This window comes from Paenibacillus sp. MAHUQ-45 (assembly GCF_058133325.1).
Genome location: NZ_JBYUPV010000007.1, coordinates 188735 through 206391 on the forward strand (window position 1 = coordinate 188735; position 17657 = coordinate 206391).

15 protein-coding genes and 1 tRNA gene are annotated in these 17657 nt (G+C 47.6%); 5 read left to right on the forward strand and 11 right to left on the reverse strand.

What is annotated here, in order from left to right:
• Window positions 1-523 precede the first annotated feature (523 nt).
• Both AC3Y23_RS16710 and AC3Y23_RS16715 read right to left on the reverse strand, forming a co-directional pair.
• Window positions 524-2341, reverse strand: coding sequence for an adenine deaminase (locus tag AC3Y23_RS16710; protein WP_379200893.1), 1818 nt, complete (start codon window positions 2339-2341; stop codon window positions 524-526).
• A 272-nt stretch (window positions 2342-2613) separates the two neighbouring features.
• Window positions 2614-2991 (reverse strand): PH domain-containing protein, encoded by a 378-nt coding sequence (locus tag AC3Y23_RS16715; RefSeq protein WP_379200895.1) that lies wholly within the window; start codon window positions 2989-2991, stop codon window positions 2614-2616.
• Between the two features lie 278 nt (window positions 2992-3269).
• On the opposite strand from AC3Y23_RS16715, the gene AC3Y23_RS16720 reads away from it, so the two are divergent.
• From AC3Y23_RS16720 to AC3Y23_RS16730, 3 genes are all read left to right on the forward strand, one after another.
• Complete coding sequence (locus AC3Y23_RS16720; RefSeq protein ID WP_379200897.1) at window positions 3270-3434, forward strand: hypothetical protein; 165 nt, start codon at window positions 3270-3272, stop codon at window positions 3432-3434.
• Between the two features lie 94 nt (window positions 3435-3528).
• The gene (abc-f, locus tag AC3Y23_RS16725) at window positions 3529-5628 is read left to right on the forward strand and encodes a ribosomal protection-like ABC-F family protein (protein WP_379200899.1); all 2100 of its coding nucleotides are present in this window, start codon (window positions 3529-3531) and stop codon (window positions 5626-5628) included.
• Between the two features lie 273 nt (window positions 5629-5901).
• Complete coding sequence (locus AC3Y23_RS16730; RefSeq protein WP_379200901.1) at window positions 5902-6375, forward strand: ASCH domain-containing protein; 474 nt, start codon at window positions 5902-5904, stop codon at window positions 6373-6375.
• Between the two features lie 93 nt (window positions 6376-6468).
• Here the strand turns inward: AC3Y23_RS16730 and AC3Y23_RS16735 are convergent, their stop codons facing one another.
• The 3 genes from AC3Y23_RS16735 to AC3Y23_RS16745 all read right to left on the reverse strand — a co-directional run bounded on the left by AC3Y23_RS16735 (window position 6469) and on the right by AC3Y23_RS16745 (window position 8441).
• Window positions 6469-6621 (reverse strand): hypothetical protein, encoded by a 153-nt coding sequence (locus tag AC3Y23_RS16735; RefSeq protein WP_175371189.1) that lies wholly within the window; start codon window positions 6619-6621, stop codon window positions 6469-6471.
• 206 nt (window positions 6622-6827) lie between these two features.
• Complete coding sequence (locus AC3Y23_RS16740) at window positions 6828-7445, reverse strand: NUDIX hydrolase (RefSeq protein ID WP_379200904.1); 618 nt, start codon at window positions 7443-7445, stop codon at window positions 6828-6830.
• A 42-nt stretch (window positions 7446-7487) separates the two neighbouring features.
• On the reverse strand, window positions 7488-8441 hold the full coding sequence (locus AC3Y23_RS16745) for a TRM11 family SAM-dependent methyltransferase (RefSeq protein WP_379200906.1): 954 nt from the start codon (window positions 8439-8441) through the stop codon (window positions 7488-7490).
• A 347-nt stretch (window positions 8442-8788) separates the two neighbouring features.
• On the opposite strand from AC3Y23_RS16745, the gene AC3Y23_RS16750 reads away from it, so the two are divergent.
• Window positions 8789-10144, forward strand: a complete 1356-nt coding sequence (locus AC3Y23_RS16750; RefSeq protein WP_379200908.1) for a dipeptidase — start codon at window positions 8789-8791, stop codon at window positions 10142-10144.
• Window positions 10145-10247: 103 nt separating this feature from the next.
• On the opposite strand, the gene AC3Y23_RS16755 is transcribed toward AC3Y23_RS16750, so the two are convergent.
• Window positions 10248-10529 carry a hypothetical protein gene (locus tag AC3Y23_RS16755; RefSeq protein WP_379200910.1) on the reverse strand — a complete coding sequence of 94 codons (282 nt, stop codon included), beginning with the start codon at window positions 10527-10529 and terminating at the stop codon, window positions 10248-10250.
• Between the two features lie 188 nt (window positions 10530-10717).
• Between AC3Y23_RS16755 and AC3Y23_RS16760 the strand changes: the two genes are divergently transcribed.
• Window positions 10718-11395, forward strand: coding sequence for a DUF1796 family putative cysteine peptidase (locus tag AC3Y23_RS16760; protein WP_379200912.1), 678 nt, complete (start codon window positions 10718-10720; stop codon window positions 11393-11395).
• Window positions 11396-11416: 21 nt separating this feature from the next.
• Here the strand turns inward: AC3Y23_RS16760 and AC3Y23_RS16765 are convergent, their stop codons facing one another.
• From AC3Y23_RS16765 to AC3Y23_RS16785, 5 genes are all read right to left on the reverse strand, one after another.
• Window positions 11417-12295 (reverse strand): cation diffusion facilitator family transporter, encoded by an 879-nt coding sequence (locus tag AC3Y23_RS16765; RefSeq protein WP_379201247.1) that lies wholly within the window; start codon window positions 12293-12295, stop codon window positions 11417-11419.
• 628 nt (window positions 12296-12923) lie between these two features.
• Window positions 12924-13754, reverse strand: a complete 831-nt coding sequence (locus AC3Y23_RS16770) for a DUF3800 domain-containing protein (protein WP_379200914.1) — start codon at window positions 13752-13754, stop codon at window positions 12924-12926.
• A 253-nt stretch (window positions 13755-14007) separates the two neighbouring features.
• Window positions 14008-14081, reverse strand: a tRNA-Gly gene (locus tag AC3Y23_RS16775).
• An 84-nt stretch (window positions 14082-14165) separates the two neighbouring features.
• Complete coding sequence (locus AC3Y23_RS16780) at window positions 14166-16292, reverse strand: putative bifunctional diguanylate cyclase/phosphodiesterase (protein ID WP_379200916.1); 2127 nt, start codon at window positions 16290-16292, stop codon at window positions 14166-14168.
• 259 nt (window positions 16293-16551) lie between these two features.
• The gene (locus AC3Y23_RS16785; protein ID WP_379200918.1) at window positions 16552-17511 is read right to left on the reverse strand and encodes an aldolase catalytic domain-containing protein; all 960 of its coding nucleotides are present in this window, start codon (window positions 17509-17511) and stop codon (window positions 16552-16554) included.
• Window positions 17512-17657: the final 146 nt, after the last annotated feature.

Sequence of the window (17657 nt, forward strand, 5' to 3'; positions counted from 1 at the left end):
TTCCATAATGCCCGTCTAACGTGCTTTTTTTGAAAAATAAGATACAATAACGCCCTTATTTCCCCTATTCACTAATATTAAAGAAAAATAAAGTACAAAAATGCTCTTAGTTGGAGTATCTGACCCTCTTTTTCACTGTTAATACAGCTGGTGAAGGGAATATACTGCTTCTAGCCGTTGAAATCTGGCGATAGCCCATGCTTCCGAGTGCTAGCTTTCCTATGAAAAGCTTTCAGGGCGAGTGCTTCGTGCCTACAATTCCAAACTTTCCCTTTCGTTCCTTCTCGCTTTGGTTATTTTCTTTTGTTCATCTTATATAGTTAATGATTTTATACTATTTTTACAAAGAAAATGATTCAATTTTGTTATATTTGTTTAATATATATCCTTTTCATGATCAAGCACAGCCTAACTTATTAGTAAAAATAGAAAGAGCTGCCACAGTAGGGCAAAACACCCTTCATGGCAGCTCTTTTCCCGTTATATCCGGGTCATGGCTCTATTAAAGTAGCACTGTTTCTATTTAATCTTGGACAAACAGCGGCACCAGTTGTATCCCGTCTTCCGGGGAAATCCGCACCAGGCCCTTATCGGAAATGCGAAGGGTCGGAATCACCGCAAGCGCAAGCAGCGACAAGGTCATAAAGGCATAATTCAACGTACAGCCCGCATTGTAAAGTGCGGTGCTGATGGCCGCTGACTGGGCAGCTGCGATCTCGAACGGCTCGGCGGACATCAGTCCGGCGATGGCCAGCGGGAATAAGGTTTCTCCAGACGCTGTGATTACCGCTACGCCACCTTGTGCATCAGCGACTGCATTTGCGGCACGGGCCATAAGCTCGTCATCATTCCCGATAACCAGCACATTGTGGCTATCATGGGCCACAGTCATGGCGATGGCCGCCGGTTCATGGAAGCCGATTCCTTCCACAACTCCGACCGACTTGTTGCCTGTCCCCTTGTGGCGCTCCAGCACAGCAATTTTACACAGTCCGTCACCTTGATCCACTTGCAGCTTGCCATCCTCGACAGGAAGGGTAAGGATGCGTTCGATGGTCTCTACATGGTTCTCCCGAACCTTGATGACCCGAGTGGACAACGTTCCCGAAGTTATTGGAGCTGTGATCACAAAATCCTCAGCGCTCGGACGCTGCGCCAAGTGGACCGAAGCCCTTACATCCGCCGGATAGGTGAAAGCTGGCAGCTGCGCTGTCATTGCGCCATTCTCGGCCACTACGACGCCCGCGGCGATGGTTAGCACAACATTAACATCTGCCAGATTACCATCAAGCAGGATAATATCGGCATAGGAACCCGGCGTAATGGAGCCGATATCCCGGGCTACGCCAAAGCGCTCCGCCGTGTTGATCGTCGCCATCTGGAACGCGGTCACCGGCTTCACGCCCTGAGCAATGGCATGACGCACCACAAAATCCATATGCCCCTCATCGCGCAGGGATTCAGAGCTACGGTCATCGGTCACGAGCATGATTCGGCGCGGATCAATCCCATGCTCCGTATGAGCTGTGATCGTCTTCGCCACATCATGCCAGGCGGAGCCACGGCGCAGCTTGGCATACATGCCGAGCCGAACGCGTTCAATAACATCTTCTGCCGTCACGCACTCATGGTCGCCCGTGACACCCGCTGCCGCGTAGACTGGAAGTCTCCAGTCGCTGGAAGGCCAAGTAAAGTGCCCGTCCACCTGCCGACCAGCCCGCAGCGTAGCCTGGATTTCACCCAGCATCTTCTCGTCTCCATAGACAACGCCCGGGAAGTTCATTACCTCACCTAGCGCGATCACATCCTCGCCCCAGGTAAAAGCTTCTGCTACTTCCTCCGGGCCAATAGCCGCACCGGTGGTCTCAAACTCCGGTCCCGCCGCTGGCACGCAGGATGCTACCTGCATATATCCCGCCAGCGGCGTCCCGCGCAGCTCATCCAGCATCAGCTTGATGCCTTTTAACCCGAAAACGTTGGCAATCTCGTGTGCATCGAAGAACCCTCCGGTCGTGCCGAGCGGCAGCACCGCGCGAGCAAACTCCGTCGCAGTTAACTGGGTGCTCTCAATATGGCAGTGACCATCGAGCAGGCCAGGAGCAATATATTTTCCAGCCGCATCAATGATCTGTGTGTCCTCACCAATCAAATGGGAGACATCCTTGCCCACATAAGCGATGCGTCCTCCCTGTATCCCAACAGACATTCCATCCAAAATCTCGCCGGAGATCACATTCACTAGCTTGCCGCCGGTAATTACCAGCGTAGCCGGCCGGTCGCCACGTGCTGTAGCCACAAGCTCCGGTACACAATCTGCCAAAGGTTTTCTCTCAAAAGTCATCGTGATCTCCCCCTCTTTTATTTATCAGCGTACCCATAACTGATCTGCCCGTATTCTAAGAAAAACGGCTACCTCATCCCGGAAGAGACAAGAGCCGTTTTGCCGCAAGTGCAGACGTTTTTGAAATTGTATATCGCCGATGGTTCCCTGCTCCAGTAGCAGGTTCGTTCCAACGATTATCTTACGTTCCCAGCAGTACGTCAAGCACTGTATAAGGGGGTGCCGCCAGCAGGAATAACGTAACCGCTACCACCTCGTAATCCATCATAAAACTACTTCAAAATATATTGCGACAGGACCGACTGCACCTCATAAATATTTACGTTTTTGTTGAACGTCTTCTTAATAGGAACTGCGCTGCTGGAAATGTATAGACACAGCTCGGCATCGAGATCCAAATGTCCCGCCGTCTCCACCGAGTAATGGGAGATGCTTTTGTAAGGGATGGAATGATACTCCGTTTTCTTCCCCGTCATCCCTTGCTTATCGACCAGAATGAGCCGTTTATCTGTAAAAATAAACATATCCCGGACCAGCTTGTAGGCTCGCTCAATCTTTTCATCAAGGATCAGAATCTGACCGTATTCCTTGCGCACTGCAGCCAGATCCACCTGTGAAGCATTGCCCAATATTCCGTCAAAAAGCGCCATTGGCCCTTCCCCATTTCTGTCCTGTAATTTGACGACCGCCTTCCGTCATATACTCATATTATTAGAAATTTCGGCAATCATTCGAGGTAATGACCAGGAATTCGCAATTTTTGGCTTGCTTATTTCAGACGAATTGATTAGTATTAATGTAAATTTGCAAGCAGAAACGGCTTTGCCGTCCTCTCAAGGGACGGTATCCGTTTCAGCGAGAAATAAAAGGACAATGTATAGCGTAAAACATATAATTCCTTATATTGCAAAAAAGGGGGTGTGGTAGGATGGATCGCAATTGGACCAACAGTGTTATTAGCCGGCTGCCTTTGGCAATGGCTGGCATCGTTAATGAAAATGCCAACAACGGGAGAAGTCTGTCCATTTTCAGGAACTCAATAACACTACACAATTGCGAGATGCCCTTCCTGCCATCACCCGAGCGGATATAATTATCGGAGATGACAAGACCGTGGGGATATTTCCCTGCGGTCTTTTTGTATTAGTGTAACGGCGGATGAAGGGTGTTCTAAAAGGAGAATACCTATGATTATTCAATGTCAAAATGTCCAAAAATACCACGGCGCCGAGCTCGTGCTGAATAGCATTACCTTTGAAATCCGCCAAGGCGAGAAAATCGGCCTGATCGGCCGTAATGGCTGTGGCAAAACCACTCTCTTCCACCTGCTCAGCGGCGCTGAACGCCCGGATCAAGGACAAATCTCGATCCGCAAAGGCAGTGTTGTCGGGATGCTGGCGCAGATTCAAGATTTTCAGGAAAATGACACGGTGTATGACATTCTGCAGCGCAGCTTTGCTGAGACGTTGCAATGGCAGCATCGCTTGCGGGAATTAGAGCAGGAGATGTCCCTACTGAACGCTGAAACCGATGAAGCACACTGGAATCGGCTGCTTCGGGAATACGGTAGCCTTCAGGAAAAGTTCGAGAATGCTGGCGGTTATGAGATCGAAGCCAACATCCAGCGGGTGTCCGCAGGGCTAGGCATTCAACAAGAGCAGTATGACCGCCTCTTCACCTCCCTCTCTGGCGGGGAGAAAACCAAGGTCGGCCTGGCTGAGTTGCTGCTGCGCCGTCCCGATGTACTGCTGCTCGATGAGCCGACTAACCATTTGGACATGGCGGCCATCGAATGGCTGGAGCAGTTCCTGCAGGACTATGATGGCACCATCCTCGCGATTTCCCATGACCGCTACTTCCTGGACGCGCTGGTGAAGAAGGTGATAGAGATTGAAGATGGTGAGGCCATCACCTATCACACGAATTACAGCGGATATCAGAAGGAAAAAGAGACGCGCTTGCTCCAGCAGTTTGCGGATTACCAAGAACAGCAGAAGAAAATCAAACAAATGCAGGAAAGCATCAAACGACTGATTGAATGGGGCAACCGCTCTAATCCACCGAACCCTAGCTTCCACCGCCGGGCTGCCTCCATGCAAAAGGCTCTGGATCGAATGGTTAAGGTGAAACGCCCGATTCTGGAGCGAAAATCGATGGATTTGCAATTGGAGCAGAATGACCGCTCCGGGAATCAGGCGCTAATCTTGGACCGGGTTGCCAAGTCTTACGGTGAACGCCTACTGTTCAAGGATGCCAGTGAAGTTCTGCGATACGGTGAAACAACAGCCCTGATCGGCGGCAACGGCGCAGGGAAAAGTACGCTGCTGCGAATGGTGCTCGGCGAGGAAACTCCGGACAGCGGCAGCTGTACGTTGGGTTCCCGGGCCGCTGTCGGGTATCTCGCTCAGGAGGCCGTTCCCGGGGACGGCGGGCAATCTGTCCTCCGGTATTTCCGGGAAGAAGCGGGACTTGAGGAAGGCGAAGCCCGCGGGCAGCTGGCCCGCTTCCTCTTCTTCGGAAGCGATGTGTTCAAAGACATAGCGAACCTGTCCGGCGGCGAATGGACCCGGCTGCGGTTCGCAGTGCTAATGCACCGTCGTCCGAATCTGCTGATTCTCGATGAGCCGACCAACCATCTCGATATCGATTCCCGCGAAGCGCTGGAAGAAGCACTTGAGGAATTCCCGGGTACCGTATTGGCCGTCTCCCATGACCGATATTTCATCAACCGCTGCTTCGGCAAGTTGTGGTGTATTGAAAACGGCCGATTCCATGCCTTCCAGGGGAACTATGAATACTATAAAGAAAAGCAGGCTGAATTAGCGGCCTCTGCCGGTGTGTCACAGCAAGACGCTACGGCAACAGGAAAGAATGCTGCTGGCTCGTCACAGCGAAATGGTACTGGAGCAGCATCCACGGATACTACCCGTTCCTCATCCAATAATGTCACTGGAGCAACGGATAAGAATGCCAGTACTTCCGGCAAACACGCTGGCTCCCGCCTGGCTCCATCACAAACAGGTGGTGCCAGAGCTAAAGGTTCCGGGAAGAAGAAATTCGGAGGCTGGGGCTCTTCTCTCCCTACCCGTTCTCAAGCTGTCTGGGAACAGGACATCGCTGCTGCGGAACAGGTGCTCGGAGACATCGATGCCCGGATGATGGACCCGCTAATCGGCAACGATGCAGCTGTGCTAACAGAGCTTCAGCAAGAGAGGGATGCTGCGCAGGAGAAGCTGGATGAGCTCTACTCCGCCTGGATGGAAGCCGCAGAAGGTGCTGTAGAGTAACACAGCAGCTGGCTGCATCTGGCACGCGCCGGGGAGCACACGTGTATTTAATGTGAGAAAGAGACGCTGAACCCAAGCGTTGAAGCAGAGCGTTATTGGATGCGATTTACGATAGATACGATATACGATATACGATAGATGCGATACGATACGATAAAATGCGATTTACGATAGATACGATAAGATGCGATAAAAAGACGGCTGTGAGAAAGCCGTCTTCCCCCCATCTTTTGGCCCGCGGGAAGACCCTATATAACAACTGGAGTGAATACTATGAATAACACTGAACAAATCGAGCAATTTTGGCAAGAATACCTCCGCGTACATCCCGAAGCTGGGGAGCACTATGTGGCCTGGGCCTTTGGTGATAGCCCGGAGATGGCTGACGAGCTCCTGGACCTCGTGCTGCGGGGAATCAAGACAGGAACATCCTCTAACTATGCAATGTATGAGCTGGAAGGGGGAACGCCGCCTCACGTCGGCGACCACGCCATTCTCCTGAACGGGCTGGGCCAGCCGAAAGCGGTGATTCTAACCACGAAGGTGGACATTCTACCCTTTAACGAGGTTGGTGAGGAATTTGCCTTTACGGAAGGTGAAGGCGACAGAACACTGGACTATTGGCGTGCTGTCCATGAGGATTTCTTCTCTCGGGAGGCAGATTTCTGGAATGTAGCTTTTGACACCGGGATAATGGTCCTGTGTGAGAACTTTAAAGTTGTCTATTCGCCATCCCCCACCCTCTAAAAACACCAAAAAGGCTGCCTCTTCAAATCGAAGAGTGCAGCCTTTGTTATATGCGGCTAAAGTTATAGAATAAATGTGTACTTTGTGCTGGTTCTAACGCCAAATGCCCATAATCCAGCCAAAGACCGAAATCCATAGCGGGATGCTGATCAGAAGGCCCCACAACAGCCCGGTAGCGATATTGCCTTCCGCAGGACGTTTCACACCCTCCTGTTGCAACGGAAGTCTCAGTTCTTCTTGTTCCATGCGATCCCCTCCTAAAATATCTATCGTCACAGCAGAGGAAAAAATGTAGACCGCCTGGCCCAAAAAGTAAAAATTTTAATCTTTTTTTAGATATAAAGGCTCAGCGGGCTTTAAAATTGTAAGTGCTTACATAATGGATATTAACCACTTTTTCCGGCATTCGAAACGCCTGCACACCGGGAATTCATACATTATATGCATGACCCCTAGTCCAAAATGACTGCCTTGTCGGGATTTTGCAAGTATTCAAACATAGTCTGCAGTTGAGTCTTCGTATTCCGTTCTTCCGAAAGCTCTGGCAACTCGTCTACCCCGAAGAAAGCGACCCCACTGGTCTCCACTCCTACGGCAGCCTCACCGCCGGTAATTCGGCAGAGGATGAACAACTTGTAGATATGGTAAGGTTCCGGAGGATGCTGATGAAACTTTTTATCCAGTACGGCGAGTAAGCGGACTGCCTCGGTCTGAAAGCCCGCTTCTTCAGCAATTTCCTTAACGACCACCTCACTCGGGGATAGACCAATATCCGCCCAGCCGCCGGGAAGCGCCCATTTGCCATCCAGCTTCTCACGGACGAGCAGAATCTTGTCTTCACGGAACACTACACCCCGGATATCCACTTTGGGCGTACAATACCCTTCCTCTCCTGCGAAAGACAGCCTGATTTTCTCTTTGCTCTCATAAGAATAGTTGGCCAGAATATCCACACTTAGCTCACGAAGCGCCTGATAACGCTCTACATCATACACATCTTTGGCATAAGCAAGACCCGTCTGTGCAATCGCCTGAATTTCTTTAGCCCAGGATAACCATTTCTGTTCCATGAATAATCCCTCTTCTCCTTAGATTCCCCCGCAAGGTACAGTCTATTGGCAGAGCATGATGTGACGGGAAAAGCCCGCCTTTTTGGCAATACAACGATCCTTGATCGTAAATCCGGCATCCGTAATCATTTCATCCATAGCCTCAATCGCCACAATCACAGCACGGTCGGCAATTCGCCGGGTATTGGTCAGAATGGAGAATTGTTCTTCGGGTGTAATGCTGGAATACAGGTTATAAGGCATGTCTACGAATGCAAAGTCATAGTGTTCCTGAATATCGGCGATATCCCCCAAGGTAACATCACTGCTGTATCCAAAATGGGCGATGTTCGTTCTAGCTCCAGTGGCAATCATAGGATTGATATCCCGGCCCACAATATCGATACCCATAGATAGGGCCTCTACCATCACTGTACCTATTCCGCAGCAAGGGTCAATCGCCTTAATGCCCTGCGGATCTGGAATACCCATGTTAATGGCTGCCCGGGCCACACGTGTGCTGAGCGCAATGGAGTAACTGCGAGGTTTTTTCATATGACGGAACCAATCCGCGTTATTCTTATGGTAAGGCCCGAAGTACCAGCGCCCGCCCAAGGTCACAATGCCATATACCAACTGCGGAGAGTTCACATCCGCTTCGCCTTCAATGCGTAGGCCAATTTCCCGCTCAATTCCTCTGCGCGCATCATATTCGATTTTATTCTCAGCCGTCAGATCGTTGGTCTTGACGAAAATAACTTTAAACGTCTTCTCCCCAACCTGCACCTGTTCAGTTTGTTCATAGATCTCGGGCAGACTATCACCCGCATACATCACATCAATCCGTTCCTTAACAAAAGGACTGCGGCTGACGTCTACTTCAATATCGCTTGCAAAAATTGATGGGCCCACGTTCTGCCCAAACAAGCAGCGCAGCTCCATCTCACATAGGGATTCTTCGTCCACCGAGCTAGCGTAAGTATAGATAAATGCAGGTGTTTTAACCTCTTTATGCAAAATCGTCCCATCCTCTGTTCATATAATCGTTCCGGTTACCTCCATACAGCTTGCAGTTTGCAGCTTGTACAGCACTTCGCCTATTAGGTTTACCCAGTCTATCATGGTTACTGCTTAGTAATCAACAATCGGGAGAGAAGCGGCAAGCGGCGCTACATCAAGGAAAACGGGAGGGACTGGCTCCATTTTGCAATCCTTTTTGCTCACTTTGGCGTTCTCCAGTATAATGTTTCCTGTAGCACGCATTCTAAGAACGGTAGTAAAGACTAGACTCTCGGTTCAATGACCCTCTGGCTAGACCTTAAGCCCGTCGTGCGGGCATACATTTTAAGGAGGTACATATCACTATGTCGTACGAATCTTATTTTCAAACTCACCGGGACGCTCATCTCGACGAGTTAAAACAGTGGCTTACCATTCCAAGCATCTCTGCCTTGTCTGCGCACAAGGATGATGTTCTGGCGGCGGCACACTGGCTGCTGGATACATTGAAACGGGCCGGGCTGGAGAACATCGAGCTGCATCCCACTGCCGGACATCCTGTCATATATGCCGATTACCTTCATGCGCCGGGCAAGCCGACCATCCTGGTCTATGGCCATTATGATGTACAGCCGGTAGATCCGCTGAATCTGTGGACGACCCCACCTTTTGAACCGGAAATCCGGGATGGCAAGCTGTTTGCCCGCGGGGCAACAGACGATAAAGGTCAAGTCTTCCTGCACATCAAAGCGATTGAGGCCATCCTGAAGGAAGAAGGCACCCTCCCGGTTAACATCAAGCTCTGCATCGAGGGCGAAGAAGAGATCGGCAGTGCACATCTGCCGCCATTCCTCGAAGCTAACAAAGAGAAGCTCGCAGCAGATGCTGTGCTTGTCTCCGATACCTCACTGCTGGAGCGCGGTCGCCCGGCCATCTGCACAGGACTGCGCGGTCTCTGCTCGCTGGAAGTCACTGTAACGACTGCTCTGACCGATCTGCACTCCGGCTCGTACGGTGGTGGCGTTCCGAACGCTCTGCATGCCCTCGTATCGCTGCTGACTAGCCTGCATGACGATAAGGGCCGTGTCGCGGTGGAAGGCTTCTACGAAGGCGTTCCGGAATTGTCCCCGCTACTGCGCGAAGAGTTCGCCAAGCAGGGCGTAGACGAGAACAAAATCAGAGAAGGACTTGGACTGGATTCGCTATATGGCGAAGAAGGATACAGCTTCGTAGAGCGGATTGGCGCTCGGCCTACGCTTGAACTGAACGGCGTGTACGGCGGTTTCCAAGGCGAAGGCAGCAAGACGGTTATCCCTAAAGAAGCACATGCCAAAATCACCTGCCGTCTCGTAGGTGACCAAGATCCACAGCATGCCCTCGATGTCATCGAGGCTCACCTAAAAGCCAATATTCAAACTGGCGCGAAGGTACATGTGAAGCAAATGGAGAAGGCACGCGCCTTCAACAGTGATCCGTCACATCCAATCCTGCAAACCGCAGCCGATGCCTATGGCAAAGTGTACGGAACCCGTGCGCTGTTCACCAAAGACGGTGGCTCCATTCCAATCATGGAGAGCTTCGCTCGGGTGTTGGAAGCACCAGTGGTTCTGATGGGCTTTGGTCTCGACGACGAGAATCTGCATGCACCGGATGAGCATTTTAACCTGGAGAACTTCGATAAAGGTCTGCTGACCATTGTTGAGTTTTTGAAAACAGTATAAGACAATTACGTTAAAGCCCGACCTCCCATTTAAGGAGGCCGGGCTTTTTTGCGATAACCTGATAATTAATGAACCTATGTAATAGCGCTAGGAGCTCATCTTCTCAGTAAACCCAATGACGGATAAGCTTTTGGACCATAAAGGCATATGGATTCACAGCGACTTTAGATATGGTAATGAAGAACGGGACAGGATCACTTATTCCAATATCAATTCCACTACTATGCGAAATTTCTGGCTGCTCAAGTCCATATTGCTCTGTCAGTCTATCTCGGGTTTTACTATCAATTACGTTATTAGTCTGGGCATCAATATAACCAGGTTGACCGAGGACCAGCACTAGAGTAAGTAAGGCCATAAGCAGGGTTAAATATTTATTTTTCATCGTATAGCTCCTAAATTCATTCCTTTAGTTGGCAGGGTGTGATTGTGATGCATTCAAGAATTCTATTTTAGCGTTTCTGGGACAATATGTAAATAGCGATATCCTCTACTTCCCTGTCCAATCCATTCAGAGCATGCAAACATATAACTTACTAAATGGATAGAATCTGATTAGAACAGGGTGATTACATGAAACTAAAAGAGGTTAAAAAAAGCTATGATTTAATCGTCAGCTTAGGGATGTCCTGTGCACCTGCTATAAATCTCAGAAGAAACAATCTAAGGAAGTTCGCCATGCCTCTCGACTGGATGATCTCGTTTTCGTTGAGTGATGTGAACAGACTTTATAGAAACAAGTTTCAGAGCTTTATGGAGTTCGAAAATTTGCACATGCTAGAGGATACCCATTTTCTGCTGGATGATGGAGCACCTATTTATCCTGGGGGAAATGAGAACACTCCGGTAAAATCCTATTTTATCAAAGACACACAGTACAATATTATCTCCGTCCATGATTTTCCGATCATTGAGGGTACGGATTGGACTGCCTCCTATCCATCGTATAAAGCCAAACTCAATTTTCGTATCTCACGATTCTGGGACCGCTTAACGAGAAGCCAGAGCACGTTATTCGTCAGATGGGCCAGTCATTATGAACAGGCGGTAGAGCTTCGCGAGGTATTGTCTCAGTATTTGCAAAAAAACAGCTTCACCGTACTAATTCTGAATCCTGTACCCGACCTCCAGTCTGTTAGAGAGATCAATTGGAATATTGACAACATCTGTGTCTTGGAAGTCCCTGAGGACATGAATGATTATGATAGCTGGGATTATATCCTGAAGGACATCCAATTGAATGAGGATTAATCTTGGCAGGATCTGCTGAATTTACAACGGTTGGCTTGCCAACTTCTCATGTTCTGGTTCAATGTGAATCATCACCTGGGCACGTACAAATGTTGCTTTAATGGTTTGTTCAATTTCATCGCATAGCTGATGCGCAGTATTAACATCCATCATGGATGGGATCACCAGATGAAAATCCACATACTCTTCCGGACCCGACCTGCGGGTGCGAAAATCATGAAACTCAATATATCTCCCTTTGAAGGATTCAATGAGAAGTATGATTTCTTTCTCCTCTTCCTCTGCTAATCGCGCGTCTATCAAAGGAGGAAATGATTCCTTAAGCAGCTTGAAGGCTTCTCTCATGATATAAATGGCCAAAACAATCCCGATCACTGGGTCCAGTACCGTCCATCCCGTGAGGGTAACCAATAATAAACTGAATGCAACCCCCAAAGATGTGAAGACATCAGTAAGCAGATGCAGTGCATTTGATTTCATCGCAACAGAATGAAGTTCTTCAGCCTTCTTTTTAACTTTCAGAGAAACCACAAAATTGACACCGCCCCCGATAACCATAACAAGGATGCCCAGGAAGGGGAATTCGATTTCCGTCGGATTCATTATTTTATGAACACACTCATAAATAATCCAGATCCCAGCTACAAAAATAAGTAATGTTTCCACTGTGCCTGAAATGTTCTCTACTTTGCCATGGCCATAAGGGTGACCTTTATCCGCAGAACGCCCTGATATTCGCACCGAGATGAACGCAATCAACGAAGCAACTAAATCCAGCGCAGAGTGGATCGCTTCCGAGATAATGGCTACCGAACCTGTAACTATTCCGATGACAAGTTTTAAAGAAACGATAAAGGTATTGCTAAGCACAGATAGGAAAGCAGTCTTCGAGCCATTCAAGAGCTTCACAACCTTTTTTCCAGGATTAAGTAAAACTTAACAGACAAATAGCGAGTGGGTCTAGAGAAACCTTGTTGTAAAGCCACAATGAAGTATGCCCTATTTTAAAGTTTTTCCAATGGGAAAGAAAATAAGTACTAAAATAAGTACGACAACCCTTAAAATTAAGGACATATCAGACGACAGTTATGCCACAGAAAAATGACATTAGATAGCTCTAACTTTAAATATATGTACACAAAAAGAGCTTGCCCTCTAGCTACAAGCCCTTTTTCTTATTTTGTATTTAATAAGTGCTTACATCGATCGGTGCTATTACTTTCATAAGTGATGAAGATCCCTCAAATGTTAATACAGGACTCAACCTTAGACTGGGCTAAGCTAGCTGTCATAAAGTCATTATCATAGCGAGGGAATTGTAATTTCGGGTATAAAAAACTCATTCTAGACTATACTATTTTGTGGATAATTATTGGATAAGTTGCTAATAAATTTGCTTAATCCCAATAAAATTCATCAGCCAGTATTGCAATAAGGCTTTTTTGGGTATATATTTAATGTATCAGAAGCCCTGTCTTCTCCGAACGCTTAAGTTCCACTTAGGCCAATTATGTAGGAGAGATGGGGTTTATTTTTTTATATACTTAGGAGCAATTCTGTGTTCATTAGGGATGAAAAGCCAATGTCTGTATGGATGGTTCCACCTGTCCTCAATGTTCTTATATCCAGTTGAAACCCCGATGTTAAAATTCGGATATATTCCTCGTATTCTGTTGTTTATATGTTTGTAAACCATCTCTTTTGCAACGGTTCTCTTTCCCCTTCTTTTTTCTCCTTCTGGTATAATCTTATGAAAATCGTGAAGTCTAAAATACATTGACCCAAGAACCACATCCATATATTGCATTAATACATGGTTATGTGACTTGACTTCTGTGATATCCTCTTTTCTGATTCTAATTTTTGCTTCTGTAAATTCCCTGGTCAATTGGATTCTTTCAATGTGGTCCTTAAATTCAGAGGCATCTTTCGGGGAAACAGGTAATTCATCAAAATAAATACGCAATGATAAATCTTCTAAAGAAGTTGGATTGGAGTACTTTAAGCCAAATGCGTGTTTGAAAAATTGATAATATAGCATTTGGTATTCTTTGGTTCTCTGCTCAGTTGAAAGGTTTATCGCCTCAAAGTAATTCTGTGTAAACATTATTCTAATCTTAACAGAATCTTCTTGTATAAGATCAAATAAAGTATCCATCAAAGCAATGTACTTTTCAACATATTGCAGTGTGACCTTTTGCCACTTAATTTCACCATTTAAACCTAACTCACGTTTTTTATTTTCTAAGATTTCAGTCACCCATTGGTTATCATGAGATCGAACTAGGGCCCCACCATAAAAGTTCCCAAATCTAGGTCCTTCATCATTTGATTCATCCATATAGATAATATACTGCACCTTAGATTCCCCCTAAACTCCATCCTTATACTCCTCATTATACTATATTTTGGAATGTACATTATCAATAAAAAAGCTCCCCGGTTGAAACCAGAGAGCGGATTAGTATCTGATAAAAGCATTGAAGACCACAATTCACAATGTTCTAACTTAGCCCCATTTTCTGCCCCATTGGAATAAAATATATAGTAAATGTCGCCTTATACGCAACAAAAAAACCCTTGCAGTGCAAGGGTTTGGGTTATTTAAATGTTGGAGCGGGTGATGGGAATCGAACCCACGCTATCAGCTTGGAAGGCTGAAGTTCTACCATTGAACTACACCCGCAATGAAATTGAATACAAGAGATATCTTATCATTCTTCAGCTCGAAATGCAATACTTGGATTTGCCTAAGTTGAAATTCCTGGAATCAATGCGGCAAACCCAGCATAGGAGACTGGAGAAAAGAGACCTCGAACTCCGCGGCCCGGATCGGCTTGCTGAACAGAAAGCCCTGCCCCTCATGGCAACGCTGCTGGCGCAGGAATTGTAGCTGTTCCTCATTCTCGACGCCTTCGGCGGTGACTTTGAGCTTCAGGTGGTGGGCCATGGACGTAATGGTTGAGACGATCGCCGCATTGTTGCTGTCCTCCATCACTTCAGCCACGAAGGAGCGGTCGATCTTGAGCCGGTCAATCGGCATATTCTTGAGGTAATGCAAAGAGCTATAGCCTGTGCCGAAATCATCTATGCTGATGAACACACCAAGCTCCTTGAGCCGTTTCAACTGTTCAAATGCTGTCTCCTTATCCAAGGTCATACTCTCCGTGATCTCAAGATCAACATAACTTGGGTCCAGCCCAATGTCTGATAAAATGCCGCCGATCTTGCCAGCTAGGTTAGGCTGCAGGAACTGGCGCATCGACAAGTTAACGGATACGCAGATGGGCCGGTAGCCGGCCTCCTGCCATTTTTTATTTTGCAGACAGGCAGTCCGCAGCACCCATTCCCCTATAGGCACGATGAGCCCACTCTCTTCAGCAATCGGGATGAAGTCGGCCGGGGAGACCAGCCCGCGCTTGGGGTGATTCCAGCGCAGCAGCGCCTCCATCCCCACAATTTCTTCCGTTTCTAGCTGTACCTGTGGTTGATAGACCAGATAGAACTCGTCCCGCTCCAGCGCTCTCCGCAGATCATTTTCCAGCTTTAAGCGCTCCTTGGCCTTCATCTGCATAGCCGGTATGTAACGCCGGATGTCTACGCCCTGCTCCTTGGCATTATGCACGGCCGTATCCGCATTCTGGATCAATTGTTCAGCCGTCTCTCCATCCCCCGGGTAAATGCTCAATCCCAGACTTAGCGAAATATGATATTCACTCGATTCCAGATTAACCGGCGTCTCAAACAGCCCCAGCAGTTCCCTGGCCCGAACCAGGTAATCCTCCAGGCTGTCTCTCTCCTTCATCAGAAAAGCAAACTCATCTGCTCCCATACTAAAGAGCTCTTCATGGTGCCTAGCATCGGAGCCGATACGCTGTGAGACCATCTGCAGAAGCAGATCTCCGGCAAAATGGCCCAGAGAGTCGTTAATATTCTTAAAATGATTAATATTCAAAATAGCGACTGCGGAGAGACTCTTTTCCTCGTCCTTGTTCGTGTTCTTGATCATTTCTTCTACACGCTGCATCAGGCGGCGTCTGTTGGGCAAGCCCGTCAGGTCATCATGAAAGGCCAGATAATTAATGCGGGCTTCAATCTGCTGTTTCTCATGGAAGGGCTCCTCAATCGTTAGCCGATAAATCCCGGTAAGCAGGAAATAATAGGCCACTGCGCTGCAAATCATCCCGAACAGATAGTCCACATCGCCAAGGTGAAGAGGATACATATAGAATGTTTGCCCAAGAGCGAAGAAAATCAGGGCTCGGATAATAATTAACAAGGATGCGGATTTCTCCTGCTTGTCTGGAAAGAGTATGGCGACAACGCCGATCAGATAGAGGATAAGTACGGCAATATCCACAATTTGTTTCAATGTGCTTTCACTGGCATCCATCAGAAGTTGGGGGAAAATCGCTCTTCCGGAAAAGAATACACTCAGAGACAGCACAATGAGCATAAGAGACACCCGAAACACTCTGCTCTTATGCGAGTAGGAGACGGCAGGGGATTTTCGGCTGAAAATAAACAGGATACCAAGCGCACTGGCCAGACGCGATGCGGACAGCAGCCACAATGATTCATCAGAGCTTATGTAGAAAGATATCCAGGGAATACCGACAAAGCTGAGTATATGCAGGAAATCAAAGATACACACTCCTAAAAACAGCGCAGAGGCGTATAGTCTCGCTCTGGACAATCTGTTCGAGAAAAATAGCCAGCCCTGTGCAAAAATTGCGAACCCGAAAGCAACACTGCAGCAGCCAGCAATAAGGTATAACGCTGACAGTAAGGACCAGTCGTCATCCAGATTTAACGATGAATGAAAAATCTGAATCAGAAGGAACAGTAGCGCCCCCAGTATGGCCGCACGAATTGTTTTTTTCTCTTCTTGTCTCATAAGTCCCTCGCGTCCGAAAAAATAATATCTATATTTATTTCTGATAGTGAATGGAATGGATTTTTTTACCCTATGTATAAATATCGGTTGAATCGGTCTCTAAAGTTACAGCGTTCTTTCGACAATATAAAAGTGTTATCGACAGACACTATTAATCTTCCGCCTATATTTTTGCATTTTAACGAAGAAGGTTTTAGCATTTCGCAAAAAAAAGCACCTTCCCCAAGACGGGGTCAGTGCTTGTTGTGAAAGCTGCCGTTTATTTTTCCCCAAAGGTAACTTCCGGTGTTGTGAGCTTGTCATAGAAATCTACCGATTTGTCCTTGTCTTCCGATGAACGGAGAGCCATGGCTGAGCGGGGATGCTCGTCAAGCGTACCGGTGATCATGTAAGGAATGATATAGCCCCACTCCTCTTTTTCACGCAATGGAATCATCAGGCGTTCCACAACGTCCAGCACCGGGCGAAGTTTGTAATTTGTATTTTTCAAGTGAGTAACGAGCAGCTCTGTCGGGCAATTACCCGCTGCACGTCCCATACCGTAGCAAGAAGCATCCAGCAACTCCACACCATTCTCGGCAGCTACAAGCGTATTGGAGAAGGCCAGTTGCAGGTTGTTATGAGTATGAACCCCTAGGCGTTTGTTCGGAAGATGCGTCTTGAACTTGTCCACCAGATACTTCATATCATTGTGATCCAGGCTACCATAGGAATCTACGATGTACACTACATCAACAACACTCTCATTGATCAGTTCGAAGGCTTCCAACAGTTCGTTCTCCATCACATTCGACAGTGCCATAATGTTGATGGTGGTCTCATACCCGAGGTCATGGAAGGTCTGCACCAACTGCAGTGCTTTGTCTACATCTTTGCTGTAGCAGGCTACCCGGATCAGGTCGAGCATGCTTTCGCTACGCGGCAGGATATCATTCTCATCTACACGGCCGATATCGACGAGCGCAGAGAGCTTCGTGTGGCCTTTTTGCGGGATTACCTTGCGCAGGAAGTCATCATCCAGGAAACGCCAAGGTCCGGCGCCTTCGGCACCCTTCAGCAATTTGGGCGAATTCTTGTACCCGATCTCCATATAATCAACACCTGCTTCATTCAAGCCGGCGTACAATTGTTGAACAAATTCCACGCTGAAATCCCAGTTATTCACTAGACCTCCGTCGCGGATGGTGCAATCGACGATTTTGCTCTGATTAGTCTTCACGATTCGTTCTCCCTTCAACTATGCAATCATGGATTATCGTTCAATAATACTTTAATGAAGATTAAAATGTAAAGCTATTTTCCTTCAGGCAACAATGACGAAAATCACAGAGTTTCCTCATAAATCATGCTACATTACATAAAAAG